Consider the following 25,838-nt stretch of genomic DNA (forward strand, 5'->3'; position numbering starts at 1 on the left):
ATTATTATGAGAGCTGTTATAATGGCGGGGGGAGAAGGCACAAGACTTAGACCTTTAACCATAACTCGCCCCAAACCGATGGCACACGTTGTAGGAAAGCCAATCATGGAGTATATAATTGAGCTTTTAGTTAATCAGGGATTTAGAGATATAACTGCAACATTGTATTATTTACCCGAAATTATTCAAGAGTATTTTGATGATGGCTCTTCATGGAATGTTAAATTAGATTACTCTATCGAAGAAACTCCTTTGGGAACAGCAGGCAGTGTTAAGTATGCATTAAGAGATAAAAAAAGAGAAAGAATATTAATAATAAGCGGAGATGCCTTAACAGATATTGATCTAAATAAAGTTTTGGAATTTCATGAAGAGAAAGGAGCCTTAGTTACTATTGTTTTAAAATCTGTTGAAAATCCATTAGAATATGGGGTTGTTATAACTAATGAAGATGGAAGAATAATTAAGTTTCTTGAAAAACCTGGATGGGGAGAAGTTTTTAGTGATACTGTAAATACTGGAATTTACATCTTAGAGCCAGAGGTTTTAGATTATATACCAGAAAATACACCCTTTGATTTTAGTAAAGATCTTTTTCCTTTATTATTAAGCAAAAATGCACCCCTTTATGGATATATAAGTGACTGCTATTGGTGTGATATAGGAGATTTAAATCAATTTTTACAGGCTAATTTTGATGTATTAAATCAAAAAGTGAAAGTTAAAATATCCGGTAGAGAAATATATCCTGGCATATTTGCAAAAGAGGGGATTGAGATCTTTCCAACTGCATATCTAAAACCGCCTGTGTATGTAGGACAATTCACAAGAATAATGGATAATGCTCACATACGTGGTCCTGTTGTTTTGGGAGATAATGTCTTTATTGATAGTGAGTGCAAAATAGAAAGATCTGTGGTTTTTAACAATACTTACATAGGTAAAAAAACTTCTATTTTTTCTGCAATAGTTGGAAATAGATGTAACATAAAGGATCAAGTGAGAATAGAAGAGGGAGCAATTATAGGAGATAATACAAACTTAGGAGGCAAAGTATTTGTCAACAATAATGTAAAGATCTGGCCAAATAAGATCGTAGAAACTGGAACCTTTGTAAATTCAAGTATAATTTGGGGTAGTCATTGGAGAAAAACATTTTTCGGTCAAAGAGGTATTTCAGGCATGATAAACGTAGAAATTACTCCAGAATTGGCAACAAAAATTGGCTCCGCCTTCGGGACAGTACTTCCAAAAGGATCAGATGTAGTCATGAGCAGAGATATTGACCCTGCTTGTAGAATGATAAAAAGAGCTCTACTTACTGGAATTTTATCTACAGGAGTACATGTTTACGACATAAGGACTCTACCTATACCTGTTTCGAAATACTCTGTGCCAAATCTCCTTGCAAAGGCAGGAGTTCATGTAAGACTTTCTCCCTATGATAATGAAAAAATTCTTATTGAATTCTTTGATGAAAACGGAGTATCCATTGATAAAAGTACAGAGAGAAAGATTGAGAATATACTTTTTAGGGAGGATTTTAGAAGAACATATGCAAAAGAGGTTGGAGAAATAAAATTCCCTCCCCATATAATTGAGTACTATTTAATGGGACTTTTGAAAAAAGTTGATACCGAATCTATAAAGAAGAAAAACTTTAAAATAATTGTTGATTACAAAGGAAGCAGTATATCCCTAATACTACCTCATATCTTATCTAATCTAAAGATTGAAAATTTGTCTTTAAATCTCTATGGAGAAAATCTTTCTCTCACATCTATAACCTCTTCTGAATCTCTAAGTAACTTAGTAAAATCTTTTGGCGCTGACTTAGGAGTTGTTTTTACCCATGATGGAGAGAACTTTTCTCTATTTACTCCTCAAGGAAACTACATATCAAAAGATACCCTTATTGCAACAATAGCCCTATTGAATTTCAAAACATTTCCAAACAGCCAAATAGTAGTCCCTGTAACAGTTTCTAACATGATTGAGAAATTAGCAGAAATAGAAGGAGGAAGGGTTTATCGTAGTAAAACTTCTCCCTCTGAGCTTGTGAAAGCAACCCTTAGAATAGGAGCAAAATTAGGAGCAAGTGAAGACGGTATTATATATCCAGAATTTCAATTGTCCTTTGATGGTATATATGGTTTTATAAAAACTTTAGAACTACTTTCTAAAACTGGATACAATATAGATGAAATTTTTATGAGCTTGCCTAATTTATATAAAGTAAAAAATGTAGTTGATTGTCCTATAGAGCTCAAGGGGAAAATAATGAGAAAAATTATAGAGGAAAATATTGAACAATCCATTGATTATACTGATGGAATAAAAATCAATTTTGGAGAATCATGGGTACTGATACTGCCTCATCCAGAAGATCCAGCTTTTGAAGTATACGCAGAAGCAACCTCACTAAAGGATGCCCAGGACCTTTGTAAACTATTCTCAGAGAAAATCACATCATTAATAGGATGATAAAAAATATGTTTGGAAGAACATGGAAAAAGGTAAGAAATATGGAAGAAGTAAAGAAATACTTAATAGCTATAGGGGGCAGAGAGGAGAAAGGGACAGGTTCTGAATTGGTAAGAATAAGACTCCCTTACAGTGTATTTACTTTCTATAATAACGGTACAATCTATTCAACACCCTCCGACGATCCAAAGTTATTTGATGTATGGAAGAAAATAGATGAAATAATCAATGGAAGATTCAAAAAACCTTCCCAGGATTTCCTTATAGGCTTAGATGAAACAGGAAAGGGAGAGGTTATTGGTCCTATCATTTTAACAGGCGTAATTTTTCACAAAGATGACTTTGAGATGATAGATTATATAATTGGCACTGCTGATACTAAGAAGAAACACTCCCTTGATTATTGGAATAAATTATTTAACGATCTATCCAAAGTTAAAAGTGTTTTTTATAAATTTTCTGAGATTTCCCCTGATGAAATTGACAAAAATAATATAAATAGATTAATGGACCTGAAATATAGAGAATTAATTACTTCATTACTGGAAAAGGTAGAAATAGAAAGAACAAGAATCGTAATTGATGACTATGGATTAGGTGAATCATTGAAAACTTTCTTACATAGTTTGAAGGCAGAGGTTATTATCTCAACAAATTCTGAGGACTTTTATTTAGAGACAAAACTGGCATCTGTCATTTCCAAATATATAAGAGAAATTAAAATACAGGAACTTAGGGAAAAATATATCATAGAAGGACTGAACTTTGGTTCAGGAAATCTTGATGACCCAACCACAAAATCTTGGCTTGAAAAGTGGAAGAAAGAAAAAGGTGAATATCCAGAAATAGTAAGAAAAAGCTTCCTGAAAAATTTAAAAATATAAAGGGAGAGGTAAAAAATGATAATATGGGATGATGATTTTTCACAGCTAACTGAATTCTTAAGAAATCAACCAGAAATACCTTTTTTAATATGTGATGAAAACACCTATTTAGCATGTGGTAAGAATATAGAAGAAAGGCTCAGTAATTCAAAAATAAAATACGATATCATAATCTATCCAGGAAATACGCATGCAGACGAAAAAAGTATATGTCAACTTCTCATAAAAACACGAGAAAATTCATTATTTGTATCTATAGGATCTGGAAGTATAACAGATTTAACAAGATTTGTAGCTTATAAACAAAAATTAAGGTTTATTTCGGTTCCTACTGCCCCTTCCATGGATGGATATGCATCTCCAGTAGCTCCTCTTACCATTGATGGTTTAAAATTAACACTCACTGCAAAACCCCCTGAAAATATCTTTATTAACATGAATGTAATAAAAAATTCTCCAGAAATATTAACTTTAGCAGGCTTTGGAGACTTAATGGGTAAATATACAGGACTTTTAGATTGGCAATTGGCTCATATTATAACCGATGAAAAAATAGATTTTAACATTGTTAAAGAAGTTAGAGAGATCTGTGATAGTACATTAAATAGTATAGAAAAAGAGGATTTCTTAAAAAAATTGTTATATGGATTGATCAGGTCAGGAGAACTCATGACTATCTGGGGTAACTCAAGACCTGCTTCTGGAGCTGAACATCATGTTGCCCACTATTTAGAATATAAAGGTTATAAATTATATCATGGTATATGCGTAGGAATATCAACCATATATGTTTTAGATCTTTATGAAAAGTTTTTAAATTTTCTTTCTGAAAATACTCAAGATTTAATAAATTACGAATTAGACATAGAAAAATGGGAAAATCATATTAAAAATATTTTCCCTAATACATACAAAAGGATTTTTGAAGAATATAAGGAACTGCTCAGAGATATAAACAACAAGGAAAAAAGAGCCTTAATTATTAATAAATTAGAAGAAAACAAAGATTACATTAGCAAAATTATAAAAGAGACTCTAAATCATAGGGAGAAAATTATAGAAGGATATAAAAAAATTAATTTTTCAACCAACGCTCTTGACTGGGGAATAACAACAGAAGATATGAAAGAAGCTCTAAAAAATGGTTGCTTTATAAGAAACAGATTTACTATTTTATCTTTCTTATGGTATTTAGGAGTTTTAGAGAGGTTTGTATAAAAAAACTGGCGCGCCCGGGAGGATTCGAACCCCCGACCCACGGATTAGAAGTCCGTTGCTCTATCCTACTGAGCTACGGGCGCACTTTTACTTATATTTTGGGGTGAACGGCGGGACTTGAACCCGCGACCACTGGGGCCACAACCCAGCGCTCTGCCAAACTGAGCTACGTTCACCATAAAATTCCTCTAAAACTGGCGCGCCCAGGAGGACTTGAACCCCCGACCTTCAGATTCGAAGTCTGCCGCTCTATCCAGCTGAGCTATGGGCGCATTTTATTTGGAGCGGGAGACGGGATTTGAACCCGCGGCCCTCAGCTTGGAAGGCTGATGCTCTACCCCTGAGCTACTCCCGCTCGCATGGTCGGGGCAGCTGGATTTGAACCAGCGACCTCCTGGTCCCAAACCAGGCGCGCTAATCCACTGCGCCATGCCCCGCTGGCTAATAAGATAATATAAAAAATTGCTTATTAAGTCAAGTGGTTTTTAATTTAAAAATGGAACACGGAAGGGAGATGGTATCCCCTTAATGGATATTAAAGTTATCAGAGTAGGAGAAGTGAAAAAAGAAAATGGCACTTGGATGTTTTTATGGTATCCTTATTCAAAATACCATAAAGATAGAGGTGTCCAGGTGCCATGTGGAATTATTATACCATAATGAGAGTATCTTTTGATAAAAAATCTCTAAGATATCAAATTGTTCAGTATGCCTTAGAAAAAGGTATCAAACCTACTGCTAAGGCTTTTAATACTACTCCTAAAACAGTTAGAAAATGGCTGAATAGATGGAAAGAAAAAGGTATCTCTGGTCTTATTGACCAAAGTAAGGCTCCTAAAAATCCTAAAAGGTATATCACTCAAGAACAAAAGGATTTAGCTATTAAACTTAAAAAAGAATTCCCTTCTTTTGGAGCAAAAAGGTTAAAAAGAGATTTTGCTCTTTCTCTCTCTGAAAAGGCTCTTAGAAAAATTTGGAAAGAAAATGGTCTCTTAAAGAAGAGAAGAAGAAAACACAAAACAAAGAGAAACTTGAGAGAGATAAAGAAGAATTGGCCTCTTTTCTCTCAGATAGAGGTTGATACAAAATATTTGGATGATATCCTAGGGTATTTCTGTCAGATGTTCAAAAATTATCTCCTAATACTTATTTAAAACCATTGTTAGAAAATAAACAAAACAAAAAAATAGGCTCTTAAAAGAGCCTGCAGCTAAATTGTGTAATAATTAACATATCAAATCAGCAACTTTCCTGAACTTCTCACTGATCAAATTTAAGCTGAAAATAGTATTCATCGTCAACAGGTTCCAACCATTCTACCTCTCCCTTATCAGGGTTTGTTGTAATTGCAATATGAGAAAGAAAACTATTTGGCACTGCACCATGCCAGTGTTTCACATTCGGCGGAATTACAACAACATCCCCTTCTTTTATTATCTTTGCAGACTTTCCTTCTTCTTGATAATACCCTTTTCCACCAGTAACTACTAAAATCTGTCTACCTGGGTGTCTGTGCCAATTATTTCTTGCACCTTCCTCAAAAGTATAAATTGCACAGTTCATAGTTTTATTGTAAGTTACTAATGTTTCAATCCAAACGGTTCCAATAAAATAGCTATTTTGGACTTTAGTTCCTAATGGAAAAATTAGCTTTTCAATCTTATCCATTTGAATTCTCACTTCTCTTTTAAGTTAATAAACCAAGCTTTAATAACCAGTTTTGAATATCTTTATCAGCTTGGTTAACATTGCTTCCTCTAATGGCTAATCCTGGCAACACATTTGCGTTTGGGCACAGTTTCTTTATGTCACGTTCACTGCTCCCAAGTCCACTTCCTTCATGTGTGCAAAATGGAGCAATGGTCTTTCCTGAAAAATCGTAAGACTCTAAAAAAGTAAATACTGTCATTGGCATTGTTCCCCACCAATTGGGATAGCCAAGGAAAACCACTTCATAGGAGCTTATATCCTCAAGTCTATTTGCAAGCTCTGGTCTGGCATTTTTCCGTTTTTCTTCCTTTGCTATTTCTATTGTTTCGTAATAATCTTCTGGATATTGTTTTACTGGCTTGATTTCAAATAAATCACCACCCATTAATTTTTGTATTTTTTGAGCAACTATTTCCGTATTCCCGATTGCCAGGTTTGTAATTCTGCCATTAAGATAATTGTTTCCTCTACGAGAAAAATAAGCGATGAGAATTTTCGAATGTGGCATTGTCTATCAACCTTAAGATTTTTGCAAATGTTATTTTTTTATGTGTCTTTCCCAGAACTTAATAGCATCATTAATCCAACCCTCTGCAACAGTTCCTTCACCAAGTCCAAATCCGTGTGGAAGTCCAGGAAATATTTTTATTTCTGCATCAATTCCCATTTTCTTTAGCTTATTTATTCTATCTTCCATTGTTTTATAAGATGCAATCCAATCATTTGTTCCAACACATGCAAACGTCGGGGGTTCTTTTCCTGTCACTTCTGACAAACCTGTATATTGCATTATGACCACTGCAGGACGTGGATATCTCTTCTCACCAAAACTCTCTGTACCATAGCTCCCAACCCATGTTACAACACGTGCACCAGCCGAACCTCCCCAAAGTGAATAATCTCGCATATCTATTCCGAGTTTATCAGCATTTTCATGTAAGAAAGCAATTGCCCTTGCCAAATCTTCGCAAGCACTCTGCGGACCAGGACGATAAATTAAAGCGAATGCATTATATCCTTTTTTGCTCAGCTCAAGAGCATGTGGAAAGCTATCTTGCATTGCACCAACGTATGCAAACCCCCCACCTGCAACGATAATCGCTGTTTTTGCGCCTTTTTTACCATGGAAAAAGAATAATCCTGTGTCTTTCTTGCTGGGATCTTTGATTTTTTCTTCACTGGTATAAATATCATAAAAAATAGTCTCTCCTGATTCAGCCTGTTCTTTGAGATAATTAATAATTTCTACTGTTTTCTTTGGATTAATGTTGGTATACCACATAAGCGAGAGGTCCCCAAGAGTATCCCCACGATAGTAATTTTTATTCGTTGGAAAAAGAAGTCTACCAAAATCTTTGAAAGCCCAGTATTGCATTACCTCTTCAATTTTTGTATTTGTATCAAAAACTTTGTAATGATGCTCTATCATTAAGGACGAGCGAACCTCCTGCTGTTTATTTTTAGTTTCATCTTGAGCACCCCAAAATGCTTTCAAACCATTATAGATATATTCCATTGCAGCTTGCATATCGTGCGAATATCCTTGTTTAACACGAAACGCAAAATTACCGTCAGCTCTATTATCTACATCGATAAAATAAGGGGATTTTCTCATAAGATCCGCTCTTGCTTTATCATAGCTGTATGCAAAATCATTAGTTCCAGTTATCACAAAGACGAAATAATCGTGAGGATTATACCGTTTAGCTGCAGAAAAGATATTTTCATCGTCAAGAGTCGTTCCACAACTCATTGGCAAGAAATAATAAAAGTAATCAAGTCCATATTGAAATGTTCTCCAAGTTGCTACAGCACCCATTGAAAACCCACCAAATCCACGGTGTTCACGGGAAGATGTAAGATCTTTTTTTGATGTACTTACAGCATAGGTACTGTATACTCCTTCAACAGCAGGGATTAAATCATTTAATAATTCATTATGATAATTTTTTGTAAGCTGCATGGCTAAAGAAAAGTTACTTGAATCCAGTCCATTTTCATTTGTGTTATTATAAGTTGGACATACTATAATTAATGGTTTTATTTCACCTGCAGCGATCGCATTATCAATGACATTTTTAAAAATAGAAGGATGTTCTGGGGTTCCGAGCATTGTTGTTTCATTACCCCAGCCACCATGCATTAAATAAAACACATTATATTTTTGATTTTTGTTATATCCATATGGAAGATATACAATTGCGCGTTTTTTGAGAGGTTTTGATTTTCTATAATAAGAAAAAGATTCATAAGTATAATAGTATAGTTCTGCCAGTGTTCCTGGCTGTTTTGATGTTTTAAAATACTCATCAGGAATTTTTTCTATCTGTTTTGGAATCATGACATTCTGCTTTGCTTTCTGTGAATTTATACTCTGGCTCTCTCTTATTACTGTATTTTCTTTTGTTGCTTCGCTAAGAGATTTGTCCGTGATGCTGCAGGCAGCAAGTAGCAACGACATGATCAGTACCACTTCTATAATTACCATTTTTCGCATTTGCTTACCTCTCTTTTGGAATATACAGTTGAAATGACTCTTTTAAAAAGGGCCCAAAAAGGCCCTTTCAACTATAACTGTTAATAAATTATCTTCTAAGTGAACAAATCCATTTGACAATTTCGGGATCTCTATGTGAAAAGAATGCACTTTCCTTTTTGTCCAGTTTCGCAATTTTCTCCATATCCTCTTGACTCAATTCAAAATCGAAAATACTAATGTTTTCAATCATCCTTTCTCTGTGCACAGTTTTCGGGATTGCGACTATCCCTCTTTGAATTAGCCAGCATAAAATTACCTGAGCAACTGTTTTATTATATTTTTTAGCTATAGATGTCAAAACCTCATTCTGAAAGATGTTGTTTCTACCCTCTGCAAAAGGAGCCCATGCTTCTGGCTGGACATTGTATTTCTTCATAAACTCGATGCTTTCTGTTTGCTGGTAGAATGGATGTATCTCAATCTGATTCACAGCGGGAACTACCTCATGATGAACTATTAAATCCATCAAACGATCTGGTTGGAAATTACTAACACCTATTGCTCTAATTAATCCTTCATGATAAAGCTCCTCCATAGCCCGCCAAGTACAATGTACATCACCAAACGGTTGATGAATCAAATAAAGGTCAATATAGTCAAGCTGAAGATTCCTGAGCGATTTTTCAAATGCTTTCTTGGTTGACTCGTAGCCCGCATCTTGTATCCAAAGTTTTGTAGTAATAAAAAGTTCCTCTCTCTTTACAATTCCTTCTTCAATTGCTCTTTTAATAGCCTTACCAACTGCTTCTTCATTCATATATGCGGCTGCAGTATCGATTAAACGATAACCTACCATTATTGCATCATAAACACACTGTTCACATTGCGCAAGATCAGTAATTTGAAAGACACCATAGCCCAGTATCGGCATTTCAACACCATTATTCAAAACTACTTTTTGCATGTTTAATCCCTCCTTTTGAATTAATTACATTGCCATCCTCAGTATCTCTACAATATCTTCCTTCCTCAAAGGTGGACGACCTGGAAGCTTTCCTTCTTCGTCACAAAGAATTTCCAAAGTCTTATCAGCCCAATAGTAAAGCATCTCATCAGTGACTTTTCCAATTCCTAATTCTGACAAGCGTGTAGGACAACCTATTGAACGTAAGAACTCTTCAAGCCTATCAATACCCTCCATAGCAAGGCTCAAATAGTCTTTACCCATCGCCGAAATACCAAATATGCGCTGAGCAAACTGTACAAAACGTTCTGGGCGAAATCTTGCAGCAAAGCGCATCCATGCTGGGTTCACGACTGCCAGCCCTGCTCCATGGGGAATATCGTACAGTGCGGAAAGTGTATGCTCTATCATGTGAACCGGTGCTACATAATTTGTACCAGCCTGAACCCAGCCGTTCAGGGCAACTATTGACGCCCACTGCACTTGAGTGCGCGCTTCTAAGTCGTTTCCATTATTAACTGCCTTTGGTCCCCATTCCAAGACAGTTTGAATTACTCCTTCGGCAAATCTTTCCTGAATAGGAGTCCCATCTATCCCGTTAAAATAACCCTCGGTCACATGGGTTATTATGTCGCAAACCCCAAAAGCTGTGTGATTCTTGGGCACTGTCATGGTAAGTTCAGGATCCACCACTGCCACACAAGGATAAAGAACTTCAGTTTTGACAAAGGTCTTCAGTTTTTCATCCTCATCATCAATTGTTATTACAGCACCGCAGTTCATCTCCGAGTCGGTTGCAGCTAAGGTAGGAACAGTGATAATGGGAAGAGCTCGCTCCGGAAGTCTGGGCGCTTTTCCTGACTGTACAAGCATATCCTTAGGATTCCCTTCGTAAAGGACTGAGGCTGCAATTACTTTTGAGGCATCCATGACGCTACCGCCACCCATACCTATGACCACATCACATGCCTCTTTTTTTGCCAGTTCTGCAGCACCACTACAGTTGACAGCCGTGGGTTTGGTTCAACACCAGAGAATTCCACCACAGAAACATCCGCTGCTTTAAGACTTGCTACTGCTCGATCAAATGCTCCACTTTTCTTTACACTTCCACCACCAATGACAAGCAGGGCTTTTTTCCCATATTTACTAACTACTTTACCTAACTGTTCTAATGAACCTGCACCAAAGATGAGCCGAGTTGGATTATAAAATTCAAATTTCATCATATATAACACCTCCACTATAGTGTTTTTGTGGTATTTGAATATCAATGCATATTTTGAAAAGGCTTAGTAATATGTCACCAATCTAATTCATTTGATTGGAGTTTTTCCAGCTGCTTATCCAAAAATCTGTCAAAATCCTCGTGTTTTTCGACTTGCCATACAGGAGATTTGGTTGCGAGAAAAAACTTTTCTCTATATTCGTCTTTTAACGCTTCCCCAACTATTTTTTCGCTGTTTCCCATATGGTATGGATATGCAGTATCAACGTAGTTCACACCATGTTCGATTGCAAACCTTATCATCTCTATTGCCTTTTCTTCATCTACTTGAGATGCATCCTCCCCAATGGTGGGAAGTCTCATAGCACCAAATCCCAAAATGGAAGTTTTACACCCGTTTTCCCAAAATCTCTGTATTGCATTATTTTCCCTTCCCTCATTATCAGTCTTAGTATTAAAATGATTGGCACTTTTCAGTTTCATTTAAAGAATTTTGTCAATATGCCATCTATTTTAATTCCTCTGGGTATCGTCCTTCTTGAATAGGAATTTTTATTGGGACAATCAACATATATCTAACTCCAATTGCAGAAACTTCAGGTCTGCTTTTTCCAAGTTTTCTCTTTTCCATAGTAAAAAACCTCCAATTTTTATTTTCTTGTTTTAAATTGTATTTGTTAGAGTTAACTCTAAGTCAATAGGTTTTTTGATTAAGATGGCAAATAGCTATAAATATATATACCAGTCGTAGTAATAGTAATAAGGTATAAGAGAAAGAACCTTTTTTACCTTTATGGTTTGTTTGCTAAGACTTTAACTATATTTTTTAAATATTGGTAACCATGTGCATACCAAATGTCTTTTTATTTAAAATGTTAACCCTTATAAAGATTATGCTTATGGATATATTCCTCTACCGATGAAGGAACAAGGTATTTAATAGATTCTCCCCTTTTTATCTTCTCTCTTATATCACTTGAAGATAATGGGAAATAAGGAAAATTAAACATAATAATATTTGTTTTATTTTTTTCTATAAACAATCTTAAATCATCTGAAAATTCATAAAAACCTCGGCTTCCCACAATTATTTTGGCTAAATCAAGAATTTTTTGAGGTTCCTTCCAAGAAAGAATATAAATAAACGCATCTAATCCCAATAATAAGTATATATCTTCCTGAAGAATTTTCTTTATTTCTTCCAATGTATCTACCATATAAGATATTCCTTCTCTTTTTATTTCTATATCCCATACTTCAAAATGAGGATTATCATTAATAGCCAGTAAAACCATTTCATATCTTTCTTTTTCTCCGGCGGATGGTATATTTCTATGAGGAGGAATTTTATTTGGAATAAAAATAACCTTTTTTAGGCAAAAAGCAACCCTTACAGACTCTGCAAACCATAAATGACCATTATGTATAGGGTCGAAGGTACCGCCAAAGATGCCTATTTTATCCCTCATCCTCTAAAACCAAATGGGAATAAGGTTTAGAATGATAAGTAAATATATAATCCCCAATTTTAATCTTTTCTCCATCTTTAACCTTATATTGTCTTAATAAAGATATAATTCCTCTTCTCCTAATATAGTTTATGAAGTATCCTTGAGCTTGAAAATCATATAGATCTAATCTATTTGCCAAGCTAACCGCTTTTGGATTATTTAATACCCAATAATTTTCTTCTTTTTCCAAAAATACTGAGGGTTTCTTTTCCTCTTTCTCAAATACAACATCCTGAGGTGTTTCTTCTAAATAAACCTTATTTAATATCTCCCACGTCATTGTAACTAATTCTTCTAAATTCCATCCCTCTTTTGCAGATATGAAAATATATGGAATATTTAGCGACTTTAACCATTCAGTAAGAGTTTCAATATACTCTTTATCATCTTTAAAAAGATCTAATTTGTTTATTGCTATAAGCCTTTTTTTATTTAACAATTTTGGATTATACAACATAAGTTCATTTTCAAGGATCTCATAAGCTTTCTGAGGTGGATTTTCTCGATCACTTCCATCAAGAACAAAAACTAAAACAAATGTTCTTTCAATATGTCTTAAAAATTCGTGCCCCATTCCCCTACCTAAATGGGCTCCTTCAATCAATCCTGGAATGTCTGCCACAGTAAAACTGAAATCTTCTCTCTGTACAACACCTAAGTTAGGACTTTTAGTAGTAAAAGGGTAAGGAGCAATTTCAGGATGAGCAGAAGTAATTTTAGATAAAAGAGTAGATTTTCCAGCATTAGGTAAACCTACAAGACCCACATCCGCTATAATTTTCAGTTCCAGGTATAGCCAACGTTCTTCACCTTTTTCACCTTTTTCTGCAAAATATGGAGCTCTCCTTGTAGAAGTTGCAAAGGCGGAATTACCTCTTCCGCCTTTTCCTCCTCTTGCAACCAAAAGTCTTTGTCCAGGATATGTTAAATCACCTATAAGTTCTTGAGTTTCAGCATCAAAAACTAAAGTGCCAACTGGCACTTTAATAATTAAATCCTCACCATTTTTTCCATGCTGTTTTTTACCCTTTCCATGAGCTCCTTTTTCTGCTATAAAATGTTTTTTATATATAAAATCCAAAAGATTATCTAAATTTTCGTCTGCCTCTAATATTACATCTCCGCCTTTACCACCATCTCCACCATCGGGACCACCTTTAGGCACGTATTTCTCCCTTCTAAAAGAAACACACCCATTCCCCCCATCTCCCCCTTTCACATAAATCTTTGCCTTATCCACAAACATTTATTGTACAGGTTGGGTAGAATCTTCAGTCAAGTTTTCAAGTGGTATTACATTTACAAACTTTCTGCCTCTCTTAACAGAAAACTTTACTATCCCAGGGACTAAAGCAAAAAGAGTGTGATCTTTACCCATGCCTACATTAAGCCCTGGGTAAAATTTTGTTCCTCTTTGTCTTACAATGATATTTCCAGGATATACTATCTCATCCTGAAATTTCTTCACACCTAACCATTTTGGGTTACTATCCCTACCATTTCTGCTTGCTCCACCTGATTTCTTATGAGCCATACTACCAACCTCCTATACAATAATTTCCTTAATAGCTACTCTTGTAAAGGGCTGTCTATGTCCATACTTTCTTCTATAATGCTTTTTCCTTTTGAACTTAAAGACAATTATCTTTGGATATTTATCCTGTCTTAAAACTTGTGCTACTACCCTTGCTCCTTCTATATAAGGCTTACCTATAAGGAGCTCACCATCTCTATCTAACAAAAGAACCTTATCAAAAGTAACCTCATCACCCTCTTTTGCATTTAACTTTTCAACCTCAATTATACTCCCAACAGAAACCTTATATTGTTTACCACCTGTTTCTATAACTGCAAACATTTTTCCCTCCTTAATTAAATATATTATTTTACTTTTGACATTCCAATTTATCATTTATAAATTAATCTTGTCAAGAGTAAAATAACTTGATAGGGCAAATTTAGTAGTAATGAGGTAAGAGAAAAAGAAATAGAAAAAGATAAATAGAAGGAGAAAAAAAACACCCTATGAAAAGTTGAGATCAACGATGTTTTTGGTTCATCCTCTTTACCACCTTCATTCCTTATATACTTGACAAAAGTAAGAAGGTATAGTATAAAAATTACGTGCTTGGTTGAGCCGCTAGCTCAGTCGGTAGAGCACCTGACTTTTAATCAGGGGGTCACAGGTTCGATTCCTGTGCGGCTCACCAGTGAGAGGTGCCCTCATCGTCTAGCCCGGCCTAGGACACCGCTCTTTCAAGGCGGTGACGGGGGTTCGAATCCCCCTGAGGGCGCCAAAGGGGCGGATAGCTCAGAGGTGAGAGCGCCTGCCTTACAAGCAGGAGGTCGTAGGTTCAAATCCTGCTCCGCCCACCATCTCTTTTAAATGTATATTTCATCTATATTTCCTCTTTTTTAATCATATTATTAACTCTTTATCTCTTTCACTATTTTTGAAGGAGGCAGGCGTACTATGAAAAACAAAACTGTCTCCTGGAAAAGTTTACTTGATAATTTTTTCTTTTACTCACAAATTAATGGAAAGAGACCTAAAACCCTTCTATGGTATAAAGACACACTAATACCCTTCACAAATGCCGTTCCCCTTGAAGAATTAAATATGTACTCCATTAGCAAATATATTGCATCACTTAGAGAAAGAGGACTAAAGCCTGCCTCTATTGATACTCATATAAGAGCCATAAAAGTATTTTTAAAATTTTTGTATGATGAGGGATATTTAGAAGAAGACATATCAGCAAAAATAAAAAGGTATAAAATTCCAAAGAGTTATCCAAACATTTTAAACGATGAACAAATCTTCAATCTGCTTAAGGCATGCGATAAAAAATCATGGATTGGATTTAGAAATTACGTGATAATTCTCACCTTCTTGGATACTGGAATAAGGCTTTCTGAACTTATTAACCTAACTGTGAACGATGTAAACATAGCAAAAAGAAGCATACTAATAAGAGATGGAAAGGGAGGAAAAGACAGAGAAGTATACATGGGAAAAACCCTTGTAAGGGAGATGGCTAAATGGTTGAAAATGAGAGGATTTTATCCCTATGAGGAGCGAGTTTTTATTACAAAGGATGGATATCCTCTAAAGCCAAGATACATCCAAAAGTTTATTCAAAAATTAGGAAAAGAGGCAGGAATAAAAGGAGTAAGATGCTCTCCTCACACACTCAGGCATACCTTTGCAACAAATTTCATCCGAAACGGTGGAGATGTTTTTTCTCTTCAGAAGATTTTAGGGCACTCAGATATATCAACTTGTATGATATATGTTCACATGGGAGGAAAACAATTGCAGGAGGCAATGATGAAGTTTAGTCCAGTGGATAGATTGGAAAGATATTAGTTTGACTAATCCCTTTCTTTTGGGATATATTATTGATAAGTAGTTCATCATGGAGGCGTAATTATGTGGTTTGGGAAGCTTGACATAACAACACTTGAAAATTGGTTGTGGGAAGCAGCTTGTAGTATTAGAGGTCCTATTGATGCTCCAAAGTATAAAGATTATATTATCCCTCTTATTTTTTATAAACGTTTATGTGATGTTTATGAGGATGAGATTAGAAAGTTAAGTAAAGAGTTTGGAAATGTGGAAACTGTTAAAGATTTAGTTAGTCATGATCGTGGACTTGTTAAATTTTACATCCCTGAAGATTGTTTATGGGAGAATGTAAGAAAGATTACTGTAAATCTTGGTGAAAAATTGACTGAGGCACTAAGGAAGATAGCAAAAGAAAACCCAAAGCTTCAAGGTGTAATTGATATAGTTGATTTTAATGCAACTCAAGCAGGTCAAAGAATTATTGATGATGACAGACTTCAAAATCTCATGCAAATATTAAGTAAATATAGGTTAGGCTTGGAGGATGTAGAGCCAGACATTTTAGGTAGAGTTTATGAATATCTTTTGAGAAAGTTTGCAGAAGGTTCAGGACAAAGTGCAGGAGAGTTTTACACTCCAAGAGAAGTTGGTCTTTTGATGGCTTACTTAATTGATCCTAAAGAAGGCGAAGAGGTTTATGACCCTGCTTGTGGTTCTGGTGGGCTTTTGATAAAAGCGCAACTTGTTCTTAAAGAAAAAAATAATGAAATTAAAAGACCTTTAAAACTATATGGACAGGAGATAAACCCATTAACCTATGCTATGGCGAAGATGAATGCTTTTGTCCACGATATGGAGGCAACTATTGAAATAGGAGACACAATTAGAAACCCTAAGTTTATAGAAGGTGGAAAGGTAAAGAGGTTCGATAAAGTTATTGCAAATCCAATGTGGAATCAAAAATTCCCCCAAGACATCTTTGAAAATGATCCCTATAATAGATTTTCCTTTGGAATTCCTCCCTCAAATCAGAGTGCGGATTGGGGATGGATACAGCATATGTATGCATCTCTGAAAGATAATGGGAAGTTAGTTGTTGTTATAGATACTGGCGTTGTAACAAGAGGCTCAGGAAGTTCAGGAACAGATAGAGAAAAGGAAATAAGAAAGAAATTTGTTGAGCAAGACCTTATTGAGGCGGTAATCCTCTTAGTTGATAACTTATTCTATAACACTACTGCACCAGGAAATATAATTGTAATTAATAAGGCAAAGAAGCATAAGGGAGAGATTTTACTTATTAATGCATCAAAGGAATATGCAAAAGGAAGACCAAAGAATTATCTTACAGAAGAGAATATAAATAAAATTGTGGATGCATATTTCGGATGGAAGGAGATAGAAGGCTTTTCAAAGATTATAACTATAGAGGAGGCACGAAAGAACGATTATAATTTAAGCCCTTCCCGCTATATATCAATTGATGAGGAGGAAGAAATTCCACCTGTTGAGGATATCCTTATTGAGCTTGCAGAAATTGAAGAGGAACGAGAGAAAATTGATAAAGAACTTAAGGAGATTTTAGGAAGGATTGGGTTTGAGGTATGAAGGTAAAAGAAAACGGATTTAAAGAGACAGAAATCGGATTAATCCCAGAGGATTGGGAAGTTGTGAGGCTTAAAGATGTAGCAGTTTATATGAAAGCAGGTGGTACTCCAAGAAGAACGGTAAAAGATTATTGGAATGGGGATATACCATTTGTGAAAATAGAGGATATAACATCGTCCAACAAATATATTTTAACTACTAAGGAATACATCACAAAAAAAGGTTTGGAAAATTCAAGTGCTTGGTTAGTCCCAGAAAATTCTATCTTGTTAAGTATGTATGCAAGTATAGGTGAAGTTGCTTTAACAAAATTTCCTGTAGCCACTAATCAGGCAATTTTAGCTATAATACCAAACACTGATAAGGTATCTATCGATTTCTTATACTATTCACTAAAATTCCATGAGGAAAAACTAAGCTCTTATACAGTTCAAACCACGCAAAAAAATGTTAATAAAGCCATAACTGAAAATCTTTTAATCCCCCTCCCCCCTCTTGATGAACAAAAAAAGATTGCGAAAGTGCTTGATAAAATACAGCAGGCAATAGAGATTCAGGATAAAATCATTGAAAACACCAAAAACCTAAAAAAATCACTCATGCAAAAACTTTTTACAGAAGGGCTTTATGGCGAGGAACAAAAAGAGACAGAAATTGGATTAATTCCTAAGAGTTGGGAAGTGGTGAGATTGGGGGAAGTGGCGGTATTAAATCTAGGAAGAACTCCAGATAGGAGCATTAAAAAATATTGGGAAAATGGTTCAATTCCTTGGGTAAAAATCCAAGATTTAAACAATAATATAATTTATGATACATCAGAAAAAATTTCAGATATTGCATTTAAAGAAAAATTTGGGAATAAATTCGTCCCTCAAGGTACTATATTATTAAGTTTTAAATTGACCATAGGAAGGGTTGGGATTTTGGGAATAGATGCAGTTCATCATGAAGGAATTGTCTCCTTATTTTTGAATGAGGACAAAGTAAATAAAGAATTTTTGTTTTTTCTACTTCAAAATATGGATTATAATGACTACATTGACAATTATGTTAAAGGTAAAACATTAAACAAAGAAAAGTTAAAAATTCTCCCTATCCCCCTCCCCCCTCTTGAAGAGCAAAAAGAGATTGCCCACATATTAAGCACAGTGGATAAAAAAATAGAGATTGAGCAAAAAAGAAAGGAAGTTTTAAAGAGGCTATTTAAAACAATGCTACATAAACTTATGACTGGAGAAATAAGGCTTAAGGAGATAGACCTATGACTCTTATATCCGAAAGTAAAGACGTCCAAGATGTAATAATAGACTATCTACAAGGGATAGGATGGAAATATATCCCGCCTTATGACCTGATGGTATTAAGAAACTTTGAAAGTAGCGAGCCATTAATTACTGATATTCTAAAAAATAAGCTCATAGAACTAAATCCAGGAGTAATAACAGAAAAAAACTTCGATAATATTATTACACGATTAAAACTCACACGTGCCACATTGGAAGGGAATAAAGAAATCCTTGAATACTTAAGAGGAAATAAAACGGTTTATGTAGAAAGTGAGAAAAGGGAAAGAAATGTTAAATTTATTGATTTTGAGAACATAGAAAATAATGACTTTTCATTCACTAAAGAATTTACCTTTAAGGACAAAGAAAACAGAAGACTTGACATTGTCCTATTCATTAATGGAATACCCATCATAGACCTTGAGCTAAAAAAACCTACTGTTTATGAAGCAGAGGAAGAAGCCTTTGAGCAAATTAGTGTCTACAACCATGTACTTCCCGAACTTTTTAAATATTTACAAATTTATGCCATATCTGATGGCATAAACCTATATTATGGACCCACATGGAAGTACGAAAGCAAAACATTTTATAAATGGAAAGTAGAAAATGGACTAAACCTCGAGAAAGCAATCAAAACCTTTTTTGATAAAGAAGAGATAATAAAAGTTATACAATCCTTTATTGTATTCATGACAATAGACGAAGAATTACAAAAATACATCCTTAAACAGCATCAAAGAAGAACCATAAGAAAGGTAATTAAGAGAGTTTTGGAGGAGAAAGATAAGAAGAAAGGACTAATATGGCATACACAAGGCTCCTATAAAACCCTCACAATGATAGTCTTAGCAAACGAACTAAGAAAATTATCAGAACTTGAAAACCCCACCATTCTCGTTGTGGTTGATAGACTTGAACTTGAAGCCCAAATTTACCAAAATTTTCAAGCCTTTGGCTTTCAAAACCTAATTAGAGCGGAAAGTAAAGAACACCTTCAAGACCTTCTTAAATCTGACTATAGGGGACTTATTATTACTACAATACACAAATTTGAAGGAATGCCCAAAAATATCAATAGTAGGGAAAACATAATCGTATTAATTGATGAGGCTCACAGAAGCCAAGAAGGAGACTTAGGAAATTACATGAGAGGAAGCCTGCCCAATGCCTTCTACTTTGGATTTACAGGAACCCCTGTAGACAATACAAAGGTAGGTAAGGGAACATTTATAGCCTTTGGATATCCACCCGACGAGCCTTATCTTGATAAATATACCATTGATGAATCCATACAAGACGGCACAACAGTACCCTTATACTACACCCTAACACAATCAGAGCTACACGTTGATAAAGAAACCCTTGAAAAAGAATTCTTTAAAATCGTTGAAGAAGAAGGAATTACAAGCCTTGAAGGTATAAATAAGATAATTGAAAGGGCAGAAAAATTAAAATCAATATTAAAATCATACGACAGAATAGACAAAATTGCCAAACACATTGCAGAACATTACCAAAAATATGTTGAGCCGTTAGGTCTTAAAGCCTTCATTGTTGCAGTTGATAGAGAAGCCTGCGCCCTCTATAAAGAAGCAATAGACAAATATTTAGACCCTGAATATACAAAAGTTGTTTATACAAGTTACTATAAAGACTCAGACCTTCTAAAAAAATACTACCTTAGCGATGAAGAAGAAAAAAGACTAAGAAAAGAATTTAAATCCCCCGATAAGCTTCCAAAAATCTTAATAGTAACTGAAAAACTTCTTACTGGATATGATGCCCCAATCCTCTATATAATGTATCTGGATAAACCACTAAAAGACCATACACTTCTTCAGGCAATTGCAAGAGTAAATAGACCCTACGAAAACAAAAAAAGTGGCTTAATAATAGACTACATAGGCATATTTGACAACTTACAGAGAGCCCTCTCCTTCTATAGCAAGGATATAGACGCAGGACTTATAGACTTTGAGAAATTAAAAGAAAAATTTAAGCTTCTAATGGATGAGGTGGACAAAATCCTAAACGACTTAAATTTGGAAGAAAAAGAAGAAAAAGACAGAATCTCCAAAATTTTAGACTACTTTTTTGAAGAAGAAAAAAGACAAAACTATTTTAACCTCTTCAAACAGATAGAAGAAATTTACGACATCCTATCACCCGACCCCTTCCTATATGAGTATATAAGAAAATACAAGCTATTAGTTCAAATATACATGATACTATATCAATACTACAACCCAGAGGCAGAAAAAAGGAAAGTAAGAAGAAGCGTATTAAAGAAAACAGAAAAACTAATACAAAAAAATGTTGAATTAGAAAAATTAATTGACTCACTGCCATTATACGAAATAAATAAAGATATTGCCACAACCATTAAAAACGACAATATTCCAGATAGGGTTAAGATAGCCAACTTATACAGAAGTTTAATAAAACACATAGAGGAAAACAAAAAAAGATTCCCCTATCTTATCTCCCTCTCTGAAAAGATTGAAGAAATAATTAAAGAGCTAAAGGAAAGACAAAAAAGCGTTGAATTAGCTCTTGAAGAACTATCAAAAATAGCTGAAGAAATAGCAAACGCAGAATCCGAATTAAAACACTATAACCTAAGCAAAGAAGAATTTAGCTACTTCTGGATACTTAGAAAGTATAAAAAAGATAAACCACAGGAACAGGCAAAGAAAATAGCAAGCCTAATAAACTCATATAGCTATTGGATGTATAACAAAGATGATGAGAAAAATTTAAGAATTAAACTATATAAATTACTTGGGGCATCAACCGAAAATGTAGAGCTTGTCAACCTTATCTTAGGAATGGACAAATTAATTAAGGAGCAAAAAGAATGAAACAAAAAGAAATTGATAAAGAAATTACAAAGGAGAAAATATTAGAACTTTGCAACAAATGGCAGAATATACTAAAGGTCAAAGTAAATAGAATACAAATAAGAAAAATGAAAAATAAATGGGGCTCCTGCTCCTCTAAGGGCAACCTTACACTCAATAAAGAATTAACAAAACTATCCCTTGATTGCGTTGAATATGTAATAGTCCATGAGCTCCTGCACCTCATTGTCCCTAACCACGGAAGAATCTTTAAAACCTTACTTTACACATACCTACCTGACTGGGAAAAAATACATAACAAACTAAAAAATTATTAATTTTCCCCTTAGGGTGGTGGGTGGGAATAGATGTTTTTGGAGCATGTGCGAGCGGATAGTGGCGAGCAGTTATGCGAGCATGAGCGAGCGCAAGCGAGCTGATGCGAGCAAGTGGCGAGCAGTTAAGGGCGAGCACGTGCGACAAAAAACAATTTGCCGAAGGCAAATATTTGAAATTGCGAAGCAAAGCGGAGCAATTTGAAATATGGGCGGGTGGGTGGTGGTTTTTAAAATGTTGTTTGGATTGCGAAGCGTAAGCGAAGCAATGCAAACTCCTTTAACTTTTTTCTCTGTTTGCAATCTCCTTAATGAGTTCTTGGAGTTCAATTATTGTTTTAGTAAGCTCTGAGAGTGCCTCTGTTGATTTCTCAATAGTTTTATCTACTCTTATTAATAGATATAGGGCAACCACAACAGGAAAGCCAACATTACTTATAAGCTGGATCATAGGTTGCAATTCATCCAAATTTTACTTCCTCCTTATGTATAAATATAAATCAAGTGTCCTGTTAATCCAACCAATTAGAAACTTCTCCAATCTTTTATTTTTCTCTGCTATCTCTTTATATTTTTTAATCCTCAAAATAATAAATTCCTTCGGATCATCCCCTGATTTTTTTAAAATCTCTTTTGCCGTCTCAATCCCCATATTAACGGAAGTATCAAATAGTAATATATCAAAGGGATAAGGTAATTTTTCACAACCTGCCTTATCCCAATAATTCCTCCTATAAATTTCCTTTGCCTTCTCTAATGTTAAGTTTTTAATATCAAGTGTGGGATAACTTCTCTGGCTAATACCGTATTTAGTAATTCCTCCTGGATCATCCTTGTCGTCTGAATAAGTCCCTTCCCATTTCAATGTAAAACTAATTGCCTTCTCAAAGTTATCCATCTTTACCTCCAGAGCCTTATAATAATATTTCCAATCTTCTCCCCTTTTGATAAATCCCAAATTGAGAATCCAAAAGGAAATAAAGAAAAAACAAGCCTAATTTTTTGAGGCTCATTTATTGCCTCCTGCAATTTCTCAATATCTCCTTTATATCCAAGAGAAAATAAAAATCCTCCATCCTTATTTAAAAAAACAAGTTCATCATTGGAATAAATTATTTTGAAATCTCCAATTTTCATTTTATTTTTTTTTGTTTGGGGCTTGGCTCGGCGACGCTATCGCACCGCCTCGCACAAGCCCCTACTAATTCACCTCCTTAAATTAAGGATTGTAATAATCTGTAGATGAAGTCTCTACAATTCTGGCGTCAAGTTTACTTATTAGGTCTCCACCTCTTCCTTGAAAAATATTCTTTTGAATTATGGTATCCATTGCGCTTAATATTTCGTCCTGTGTTAAATCATCTCTTGGGTCAGGTATTGTTATAATAAATCTATTCCCTCCAGCATCTGCAAAAGTCATTCTCAAAACCTTTCTTACAGCCAATTAATTCACCTCCTTTCAAATCAAACTAAATTACAAACTTATTAATTCCTCGTCATTTTCTCTTAAGACTTTTACCAATGGGTGCTTTTGTAATCCTGCGAGTAATACTCCTACATCATAAACGTCTTGGTCTGTTGCGTCTGGTTTTACATTGTTGATTGTTCTATACCTTGTAATATTATTTCCTTGTGCGTCCTGTCCAACTACAAGAAGCAACCTTATTTGGTTCATTAACGGAATTGATTGCACAGCCATTTAATCACCTCCTTTCAATACTATATATTGTATTCTCTAATAATATTATAACACAATATATAGTATCATATGGGTAAAAAAAAGGAGCAAGGATTTTCTCCCTGCTCCCTAATTGTCACTCGTCACTTGTCACTCGTTACGTGTCACGCGTCACTCGTTACATATCACTCACTTAGTAGGATATGGTCCTGTATTCCCATCTGCATCAAGCTTTAAGATGTATACATCACTTTTTCCTGCTCCAAAGGATTCTGTATTCCCAGCAACAATGTACCCCCCATCACTTGTCTGTTGAATGGCAAATGCTCCATCACTAGAATCTCCCCCAAAATTCTTTTGCCAAACTAATTCTCCATTTGCATCAAGCTTTAAAATATATACATCACTCCCTCTTGCTCCAAAGGATGTTGTATATCCAGCAACAATATATCCTCCATCACTTGTCTGTTGAATGGAACGTGCTTCATCACCACCCCATCCGCCAAAAGTCTTTTGCCAAACTAATTCTCCATTTGCATCCAGCTTTAGGATGTATACATCTCTTCCTCCTGCTCCAAATGACTTTGTATATCCAGCAACAATATATCCCCCATCGCTTGTCTGTTGAATGGAACTTACTACATCATAATATTTTCCACCAAAAATTTTTTCCCAAACTAATTCTCCATTTTCATCAATTTTTAAGATATATACATCTTCATCTGAATCTCCAAATGATTCTGTATATCCAGCAACAATGTATCCACTATCACTCGTCTGTTGAATGGAGTATGCTTCATCCCAACCACTTCCACCAAAAGTCTTTTGCCATACTAAATTACCGTTTGCATCAAGCTTTAATATGTATACATCCCTTCCTCCTGCCCCAAAGGAACTTGTATATCCAGCAACAATATATCCTCCATCGCTTGTCTGTTGAATGGAATTTGCTTCATCATCACTACTTCCACCAAAAGTTTTTTTCCAAACTAAATTTCCATCGGCATCAAGCTTTAAGATGTATACATCTCCTCCTGCTCCAAAGGAGTATGTATATCCAGCAACAATATATCCTCCATCACTTGTCTGTTGAATAGAATTTGCTTCATCATCACTACTTCCACCAAAAGTCTTTTGCCACAATAAATTTCCATTCTCATCAAGCTTTAAGATGTATACATCACTCCATCCTGCTCCAAAGGAGTATGTATATCCAGCAACAATATATCCTCCATCACTTGTCTGTTGAATAGAATTAGCTCCATCTTCATCGGTTCCACCAAAAGTTTTTTGCCAAACATTAATCGGTGCAGTATTATTTACAATTATGTTTATCCTTACAGCAGATTTGTTCCCTGATTCATCATACGCAATTACTGCAAGATTATAAACCTTATTAGGATAATATAAAGTATTCCATTCAAATTCATAAGGTGATTCATCATCTTCTCCTACTTTTCTATTATCAATATAAAACTCAACTTTTGCTACTCCTACGTTATCACTTGCATTCACTTGGATAGTGATAACTCCTGAAACAGTTTGCCCATTTTTTAGGTTAACAATAGAGACTTTTGGAGGCATTGTATCTACTTCAGAAAAGCTAATTGTGAGAAGAAATAAAAATAAAATTAAGAGGCTTACAAAAACTTTTTTCATATTGTTACCTCCAGAGTTTTAATTTATATCGAGTTCCTTATTTTTATTATATCATAAATTTTTGAAATTGAAAAGCTTGTTTTTACCTCTCCTCACTCGTCACCCATCACCCGTCACTCATCCTCATACGCATCCAAGAAAATTAGTCCCAAAATAGATTTTTCTTTTTTAATTTTTTCAAAGAGATTTTCAATAACTACATCCTCAGAAATTCCGAGTAGTTCAAATTTTATTAATACCTCATTCATCACCTTTCGGAATTCCTCATATTCATTTTCAAGCTCTAAAATTTTAATTAGCTCCTTAGAGTTCATTTTCCCCTCATTAGATTAATAAATTTATCTAAGCTCATTACAACAAGATAATCTTTTCTATCAGCCTTGATAAATAAAAAGTCCTTATCTTCAAGCCATTTATAAATTTCTCTAAATCCGTTTGCTCTCGCCTTTACTTCGCATATAAAATTATCAATTAAAATATCTCCCTTGAGCCAGCTACCACCAGAAAGGGGGATCCTTTTTGCATTTATCCCCCTTTCGTTCAATTTTTTCACAAGCTCGTATTCAATCCTATATCCTTTCCTCTTGCTCTTTTTCCCCATC

Annotated in this window: 24 protein-coding genes, 8 tRNA genes and 3 pseudogenes; 12 read left to right on the forward strand and 23 right to left on the reverse strand. The window is 34.8% G+C overall.

Going from position 1 to position 25,838, the window contains the following annotated elements:
- Positions 1-6: 6 nt before the first annotated feature.
- From CBR30_01535 to CBR30_01545, 3 genes are read left to right on the forward strand one after another with little or no spacing between them, the layout of a single operon-like run.
- Entirely contained in the window at positions 7-2,484 is a 2,478-nt protein-coding gene (locus CBR30_01535; GenBank protein ID PMQ02361.1) for a mannose-1-phosphate guanyltransferase, read from the forward strand.
- The gene (locus CBR30_01540) at positions 2,481-3,368 is read left to right on the forward strand and encodes a hypothetical protein (protein PMQ02362.1); all 888 of its coding nucleotides are present in this window, start codon (positions 2,481-2,483) and stop codon (positions 3,366-3,368) included. Before CBR30_01535 ends, CBR30_01540 begins: the two co-directional genes overlap by 4 nt.
- Positions 3,369-3,383: 15 nt before the next feature.
- Positions 3,384-4,586 (forward strand): 3-dehydroquinate synthase, encoded by a 1,203-nt coding sequence (locus tag CBR30_01545; GenBank protein ID PMQ02363.1) that lies wholly within the window; start codon positions 3,384-3,386, stop codon positions 4,584-4,586.
- 6 nt (positions 4,587-4,592) lie between these two features.
- Here the strand turns inward: CBR30_01545 and CBR30_01550 are convergent.
- The 5 genes from CBR30_01550 to CBR30_01570 all read right to left on the reverse strand — a co-directional run bounded on the left by CBR30_01550 (position 4,593) and on the right by CBR30_01570 (position 5,023).
- Positions 4,593-4,669 (reverse strand) — tRNA-Arg (locus CBR30_01550).
- 16 nt (positions 4,670-4,685) lie between these two features.
- Positions 4,686-4,762 (reverse strand) — tRNA-His (locus CBR30_01555).
- Positions 4,763-4,781: 19 nt separating this feature from the next.
- Positions 4,782-4,858: transfer RNA gene (locus CBR30_01560), tRNA-Arg, on the reverse strand.
- Positions 4,859-4,866: 8 nt separating this feature from the next.
- Positions 4,867-4,941: transfer RNA gene (locus CBR30_01565), tRNA-Gly, on the reverse strand.
- A gap of 5 nt (positions 4,942-4,946) precedes the next feature.
- A tRNA-Pro gene (locus CBR30_01570) sits at positions 4,947-5,023 on the reverse strand.
- Between the two features lie 201 nt (positions 5,024-5,224).
- On the opposite strand from CBR30_01570, the gene CBR30_01575 reads away from it, so the two are divergent.
- Entirely contained in the window at positions 5,225-5,740 is a 516-nt protein-coding gene (locus CBR30_01575) for a hypothetical protein (protein PMQ02364.1), read from the forward strand.
- A 106-nt stretch (positions 5,741-5,846) separates the two neighbouring features.
- Here the strand turns inward: CBR30_01575 and CBR30_01580 are convergent, their stop codons facing one another.
- The 10 genes and pseudogenes from CBR30_01580 to rplU form a co-directional block, all read right to left on the reverse strand.
- Positions 5,847-6,254: a cupin gene (locus tag CBR30_01580; GenBank protein ID PMQ02365.1), complete on the reverse strand. Its 408-nt coding sequence runs from the start codon at positions 6,252-6,254 to the stop codon at positions 5,847-5,849.
- Positions 6,255-6,273: 19 nt separating this feature from the next.
- Complete coding sequence (locus CBR30_01585; protein ID PMQ02366.1) at positions 6,274-6,804, reverse strand: flavodoxin; 531 nt, start codon at positions 6,802-6,804, stop codon at positions 6,274-6,276.
- A gap of 30 nt (positions 6,805-6,834) precedes the next feature.
- Complete coding sequence (locus CBR30_01590) at positions 6,835-8,793, reverse strand: esterase (GenBank protein ID PMQ02367.1); 1,959 nt, start codon at positions 8,791-8,793, stop codon at positions 6,835-6,837.
- An 88-nt stretch (positions 8,794-8,881) separates the two neighbouring features.
- The gene (locus tag CBR30_01595) at positions 8,882-9,739 is read right to left on the reverse strand and encodes a 2,5-diketo-D-gluconic acid reductase (protein ID PMQ02368.1); all 858 of its coding nucleotides are present in this window, start codon (positions 9,737-9,739) and stop codon (positions 8,882-8,884) included.
- Between the two features lie 24 nt (positions 9,740-9,763).
- Positions 9,764-10,968 (reverse strand): annotated as a pseudogene (locus CBR30_01600) (alcohol dehydrogenase).
- Between the two features lie 80 nt (positions 10,969-11,048).
- Positions 11,049-11,389 (reverse strand): annotated as a pseudogene (locus CBR30_01605) (aldo/keto reductase).
- Positions 11,390-11,842: 453 nt separating this feature from the next.
- Positions 11,843-12,436, reverse strand: coding sequence for a nicotinic acid mononucleotide adenylyltransferase (locus CBR30_01610; protein PMQ02369.1), 594 nt, complete (start codon positions 12,434-12,436; stop codon positions 11,843-11,845).
- The gene (locus tag CBR30_01615) at positions 12,426-13,724 is read right to left on the reverse strand and encodes a GTPase ObgE (GenBank protein ID PMQ02370.1); all 1,299 of its coding nucleotides are present in this window, start codon (positions 13,722-13,724) and stop codon (positions 12,426-12,428) included. Before CBR30_01615 ends, CBR30_01610 begins: the two co-directional genes overlap by 11 nt.
- Entirely contained in the window at positions 13,725-14,012 is a 288-nt protein-coding gene (locus CBR30_01620) for a 50S ribosomal protein L27 (GenBank protein ID PMQ02371.1), read from the reverse strand.
- 12 nt (positions 14,013-14,024) lie between these two features.
- Positions 14,025-14,336, reverse strand: coding sequence for a 50S ribosomal protein L21 (rplU, locus tag CBR30_01625; protein ID PMQ02372.1), 312 nt, complete (start codon positions 14,334-14,336; stop codon positions 14,025-14,027).
- 276 nt (positions 14,337-14,612) lie between these two features.
- On the opposite strand from rplU, the gene CBR30_01630 reads away from it, so the two are divergent.
- The 8 genes and pseudogenes from CBR30_01630 to CBR30_01665 all read left to right on the forward strand — a co-directional run bounded on the left by CBR30_01630 (position 14,613) and on the right by CBR30_01665 (position 21,902).
- Positions 14,613-14,688, forward strand: a tRNA-Lys gene (locus tag CBR30_01630).
- 9 nt (positions 14,689-14,697) lie between these two features.
- A tRNA-Glu gene (locus tag CBR30_01635) sits at positions 14,698-14,775 on the forward strand.
- 3 nt (positions 14,776-14,778) lie between these two features.
- A tRNA-Val gene (locus CBR30_01640) sits at positions 14,779-14,854 on the forward strand.
- A 97-nt stretch (positions 14,855-14,951) separates the two neighbouring features.
- Positions 14,952-15,611: pseudogene (locus tag CBR30_01645) on the forward strand (hypothetical protein).
- A gap of 300 nt (positions 15,612-15,911) precedes the next feature.
- Entirely contained in the window at positions 15,912-17,435 is a 1,524-nt protein-coding gene (locus CBR30_01650) for a DNA methyltransferase (GenBank protein ID PMQ02373.1), read from the forward strand.
- Entirely contained in the window at positions 17,432-18,700 is a 1,269-nt protein-coding gene (locus CBR30_01655; protein PMQ02374.1) for a restriction endonuclease, read from the forward strand. The genes CBR30_01650 and CBR30_01655 overlap by 4 nt, the downstream gene beginning before the upstream one ends.
- A complete protein-coding gene (locus CBR30_01660; GenBank protein ID PMQ02375.1) occupies positions 18,697-21,585 on the forward strand; it encodes a deoxyribonuclease HsdR in 2,889 nt (962 codons plus the stop codon). The genes CBR30_01655 and CBR30_01660 overlap by 4 nt, the downstream gene beginning before the upstream one ends.
- On the forward strand, positions 21,582-21,902 hold the full coding sequence (locus CBR30_01665) for a metal-dependent hydrolase (GenBank protein PMQ02376.1): 321 nt from the start codon (positions 21,582-21,584) through the stop codon (positions 21,900-21,902). The genes CBR30_01660 and CBR30_01665 overlap by 4 nt, the downstream gene beginning before the upstream one ends.
- Positions 21,903-22,179: 277 nt before the next feature.
- Here the strand turns inward: CBR30_01665 and CBR30_01670 are convergent, their stop codons facing one another.
- The 8 genes from CBR30_01670 to CBR30_01705 form a co-directional block, all read right to left on the reverse strand.
- Positions 22,180-22,350, reverse strand: coding sequence for a YvrJ family protein (locus CBR30_01670; GenBank protein ID PMQ02546.1), 171 nt, complete (start codon positions 22,348-22,350; stop codon positions 22,180-22,182).
- 21 nt (positions 22,351-22,371) lie between these two features.
- Positions 22,372-22,797, reverse strand: coding sequence for a hypothetical protein (locus CBR30_01675; protein ID PMQ02377.1), 426 nt, complete (start codon positions 22,795-22,797; stop codon positions 22,372-22,374).
- A 2-nt stretch (positions 22,798-22,799) separates the two neighbouring features.
- The gene (locus CBR30_01680) at positions 22,800-23,036 is read right to left on the reverse strand and encodes a hypothetical protein (protein ID PMQ02378.1); all 237 of its coding nucleotides are present in this window, start codon (positions 23,034-23,036) and stop codon (positions 22,800-22,802) included.
- A gap of 82 nt (positions 23,037-23,118) precedes the next feature.
- Positions 23,119-23,343: a hypothetical protein gene (locus CBR30_01685; GenBank protein PMQ02379.1), complete on the reverse strand. Its 225-nt coding sequence runs from the start codon at positions 23,341-23,343 to the stop codon at positions 23,119-23,121.
- A 30-nt stretch (positions 23,344-23,373) separates the two neighbouring features.
- Positions 23,374-23,598, reverse strand: coding sequence for a hypothetical protein (locus CBR30_01690; protein PMQ02380.1), 225 nt, complete (start codon positions 23,596-23,598; stop codon positions 23,374-23,376).
- 168 nt (positions 23,599-23,766) lie between these two features.
- Entirely contained in the window at positions 23,767-25,236 is a 1,470-nt protein-coding gene (locus CBR30_01695) for a hypothetical protein (GenBank protein ID PMQ02381.1), read from the reverse strand.
- A gap of 113 nt (positions 25,237-25,349) precedes the next feature.
- Positions 25,350-25,550, reverse strand: coding sequence for a hypothetical protein (locus CBR30_01700; GenBank protein ID PMQ02382.1), 201 nt, complete (start codon positions 25,548-25,550; stop codon positions 25,350-25,352).
- On the reverse strand, positions 25,547-25,837 hold the full coding sequence (locus CBR30_01705; GenBank protein ID PMQ02383.1) for a hypothetical protein: 291 nt from the start codon (positions 25,835-25,837) through the stop codon (positions 25,547-25,549). Before CBR30_01705 ends, CBR30_01700 begins: the two co-directional genes overlap by 4 nt.
- Position 25,838: the final 1 nt, after the last annotated feature.

The organism is Dictyoglomus sp. NZ13-RE01 (genome assembly GCA_002878375.1).
Lineage (GTDB): Bacteria > Dictyoglomota > Dictyoglomia > Dictyoglomales > Dictyoglomaceae > NZ13-RE01.

Excerpts from the sequence above, each read along its gene's own strand:
- CBR30_01675 (PMQ02377.1), bottom strand. The coding sequence starts at position 22,797 with ATGGATAACTTTGAGAAGGCAATTAGTTTTACATTGAAATGGGAAGGG.
- CBR30_01615 (PMQ02370.1), bottom strand. The coding sequence starts at position 13,724 with ATGTTTGTGGATAAGGCAAAGATTTATGTGAAAGGGGGAGATGGGGGG.
- CBR30_01580 (PMQ02365.1), bottom strand. The coding sequence starts at position 6,254 with ATGGATAAGATTGAAAAGCTAATTTTTCCATTAGGAACTAAAGTCCAA.
- CBR30_01690 (PMQ02380.1), bottom strand. The coding sequence starts at position 23,598 with ATGGCTGTGCAATCAATTCCGTTAATGAACCAAATAAGGTTGCTTCTT.
- CBR30_01535 (PMQ02361.1), top strand. The coding sequence starts at position 7 with ATGAGAGCTGTTATAATGGCGGGGGGAGAAGGCACAAGACTTAGACCT.
- CBR30_01620 (PMQ02371.1), bottom strand. The coding sequence starts at position 14,012 with ATGGCTCATAAGAAATCAGGTGGAGCAAGCAGAAATGGTAGGGATAGT.
- CBR30_01540 (PMQ02362.1), top strand. The coding sequence starts at position 2,481 with ATGATAAAAAATATGTTTGGAAGAACATGGAAAAAGGTAAGAAATATG.
- CBR30_01705 (PMQ02383.1), bottom strand. The coding sequence starts at position 25,837 with ATGGGGAAAAAGAGCAAGAGGAAAGGATATAGGATTGAATACGAGCTT.
- CBR30_01680 (PMQ02378.1), bottom strand. The coding sequence starts at position 23,036 with ATGAAAATTGGAGATTTCAAAATAATTTATTCCAATGATGAACTTGTT.
- CBR30_01590 (PMQ02367.1), bottom strand. The coding sequence starts at position 8,793 with ATGCGAAAAATGGTAATTATAGAAGTGGTACTGATCATGTCGTTGCTA.
- CBR30_01700 (PMQ02382.1), bottom strand. The coding sequence starts at position 25,550 with ATGAACTCTAAGGAGCTAATTAAAATTTTAGAGCTTGAAAATGAATAT.
- CBR30_01545 (PMQ02363.1), top strand. The coding sequence starts at position 3,384 with ATGATAATATGGGATGATGATTTTTCACAGCTAACTGAATTCTTAAGA.
- CBR30_01650 (PMQ02373.1), top strand. The coding sequence starts at position 15,912 with ATGTGGTTTGGGAAGCTTGACATAACAACACTTGAAAATTGGTTGTGG.
- CBR30_01610 (PMQ02369.1), bottom strand. The coding sequence starts at position 12,436 with ATGAGGGATAAAATAGGCATCTTTGGCGGTACCTTCGACCCTATACAT.
- CBR30_01655 (PMQ02374.1), top strand. The coding sequence starts at position 17,432 with ATGAAGGTAAAAGAAAACGGATTTAAAGAGACAGAAATCGGATTAATC.
- rplU (PMQ02372.1), bottom strand. The coding sequence starts at position 14,336 with ATGTTTGCAGTTATAGAAACAGGTGGTAAACAATATAAGGTTTCTGTT.
- CBR30_01665 (PMQ02376.1), top strand. The coding sequence starts at position 21,582 with ATGAAACAAAAAGAAATTGATAAAGAAATTACAAAGGAGAAAATATTA.
- CBR30_01575 (PMQ02364.1), top strand. The coding sequence starts at position 5,225 with ATGTGGAATTATTATACCATAATGAGAGTATCTTTTGATAAAAAATCT.
- CBR30_01660 (PMQ02375.1), top strand. The coding sequence starts at position 18,697 with ATGACTCTTATATCCGAAAGTAAAGACGTCCAAGATGTAATAATAGAC.
- CBR30_01670 (PMQ02546.1), bottom strand. The coding sequence starts at position 22,350 with ATGATCCAGCTTATAAGTAATGTTGGCTTTCCTGTTGTGGTTGCCCTA.
- CBR30_01585 (PMQ02366.1), bottom strand. The coding sequence starts at position 6,804 with ATGCCACATTCGAAAATTCTCATCGCTTATTTTTCTCGTAGAGGAAAC.
- CBR30_01695 (PMQ02381.1), bottom strand. The coding sequence starts at position 25,236 with ATGAAAAAAGTTTTTGTAAGCCTCTTAATTTTATTTTTATTTCTTCTC.
- CBR30_01595 (PMQ02368.1), bottom strand. The coding sequence starts at position 9,739 with ATGCAAAAAGTAGTTTTGAATAATGGTGTTGAAATGCCGATACTGGGC.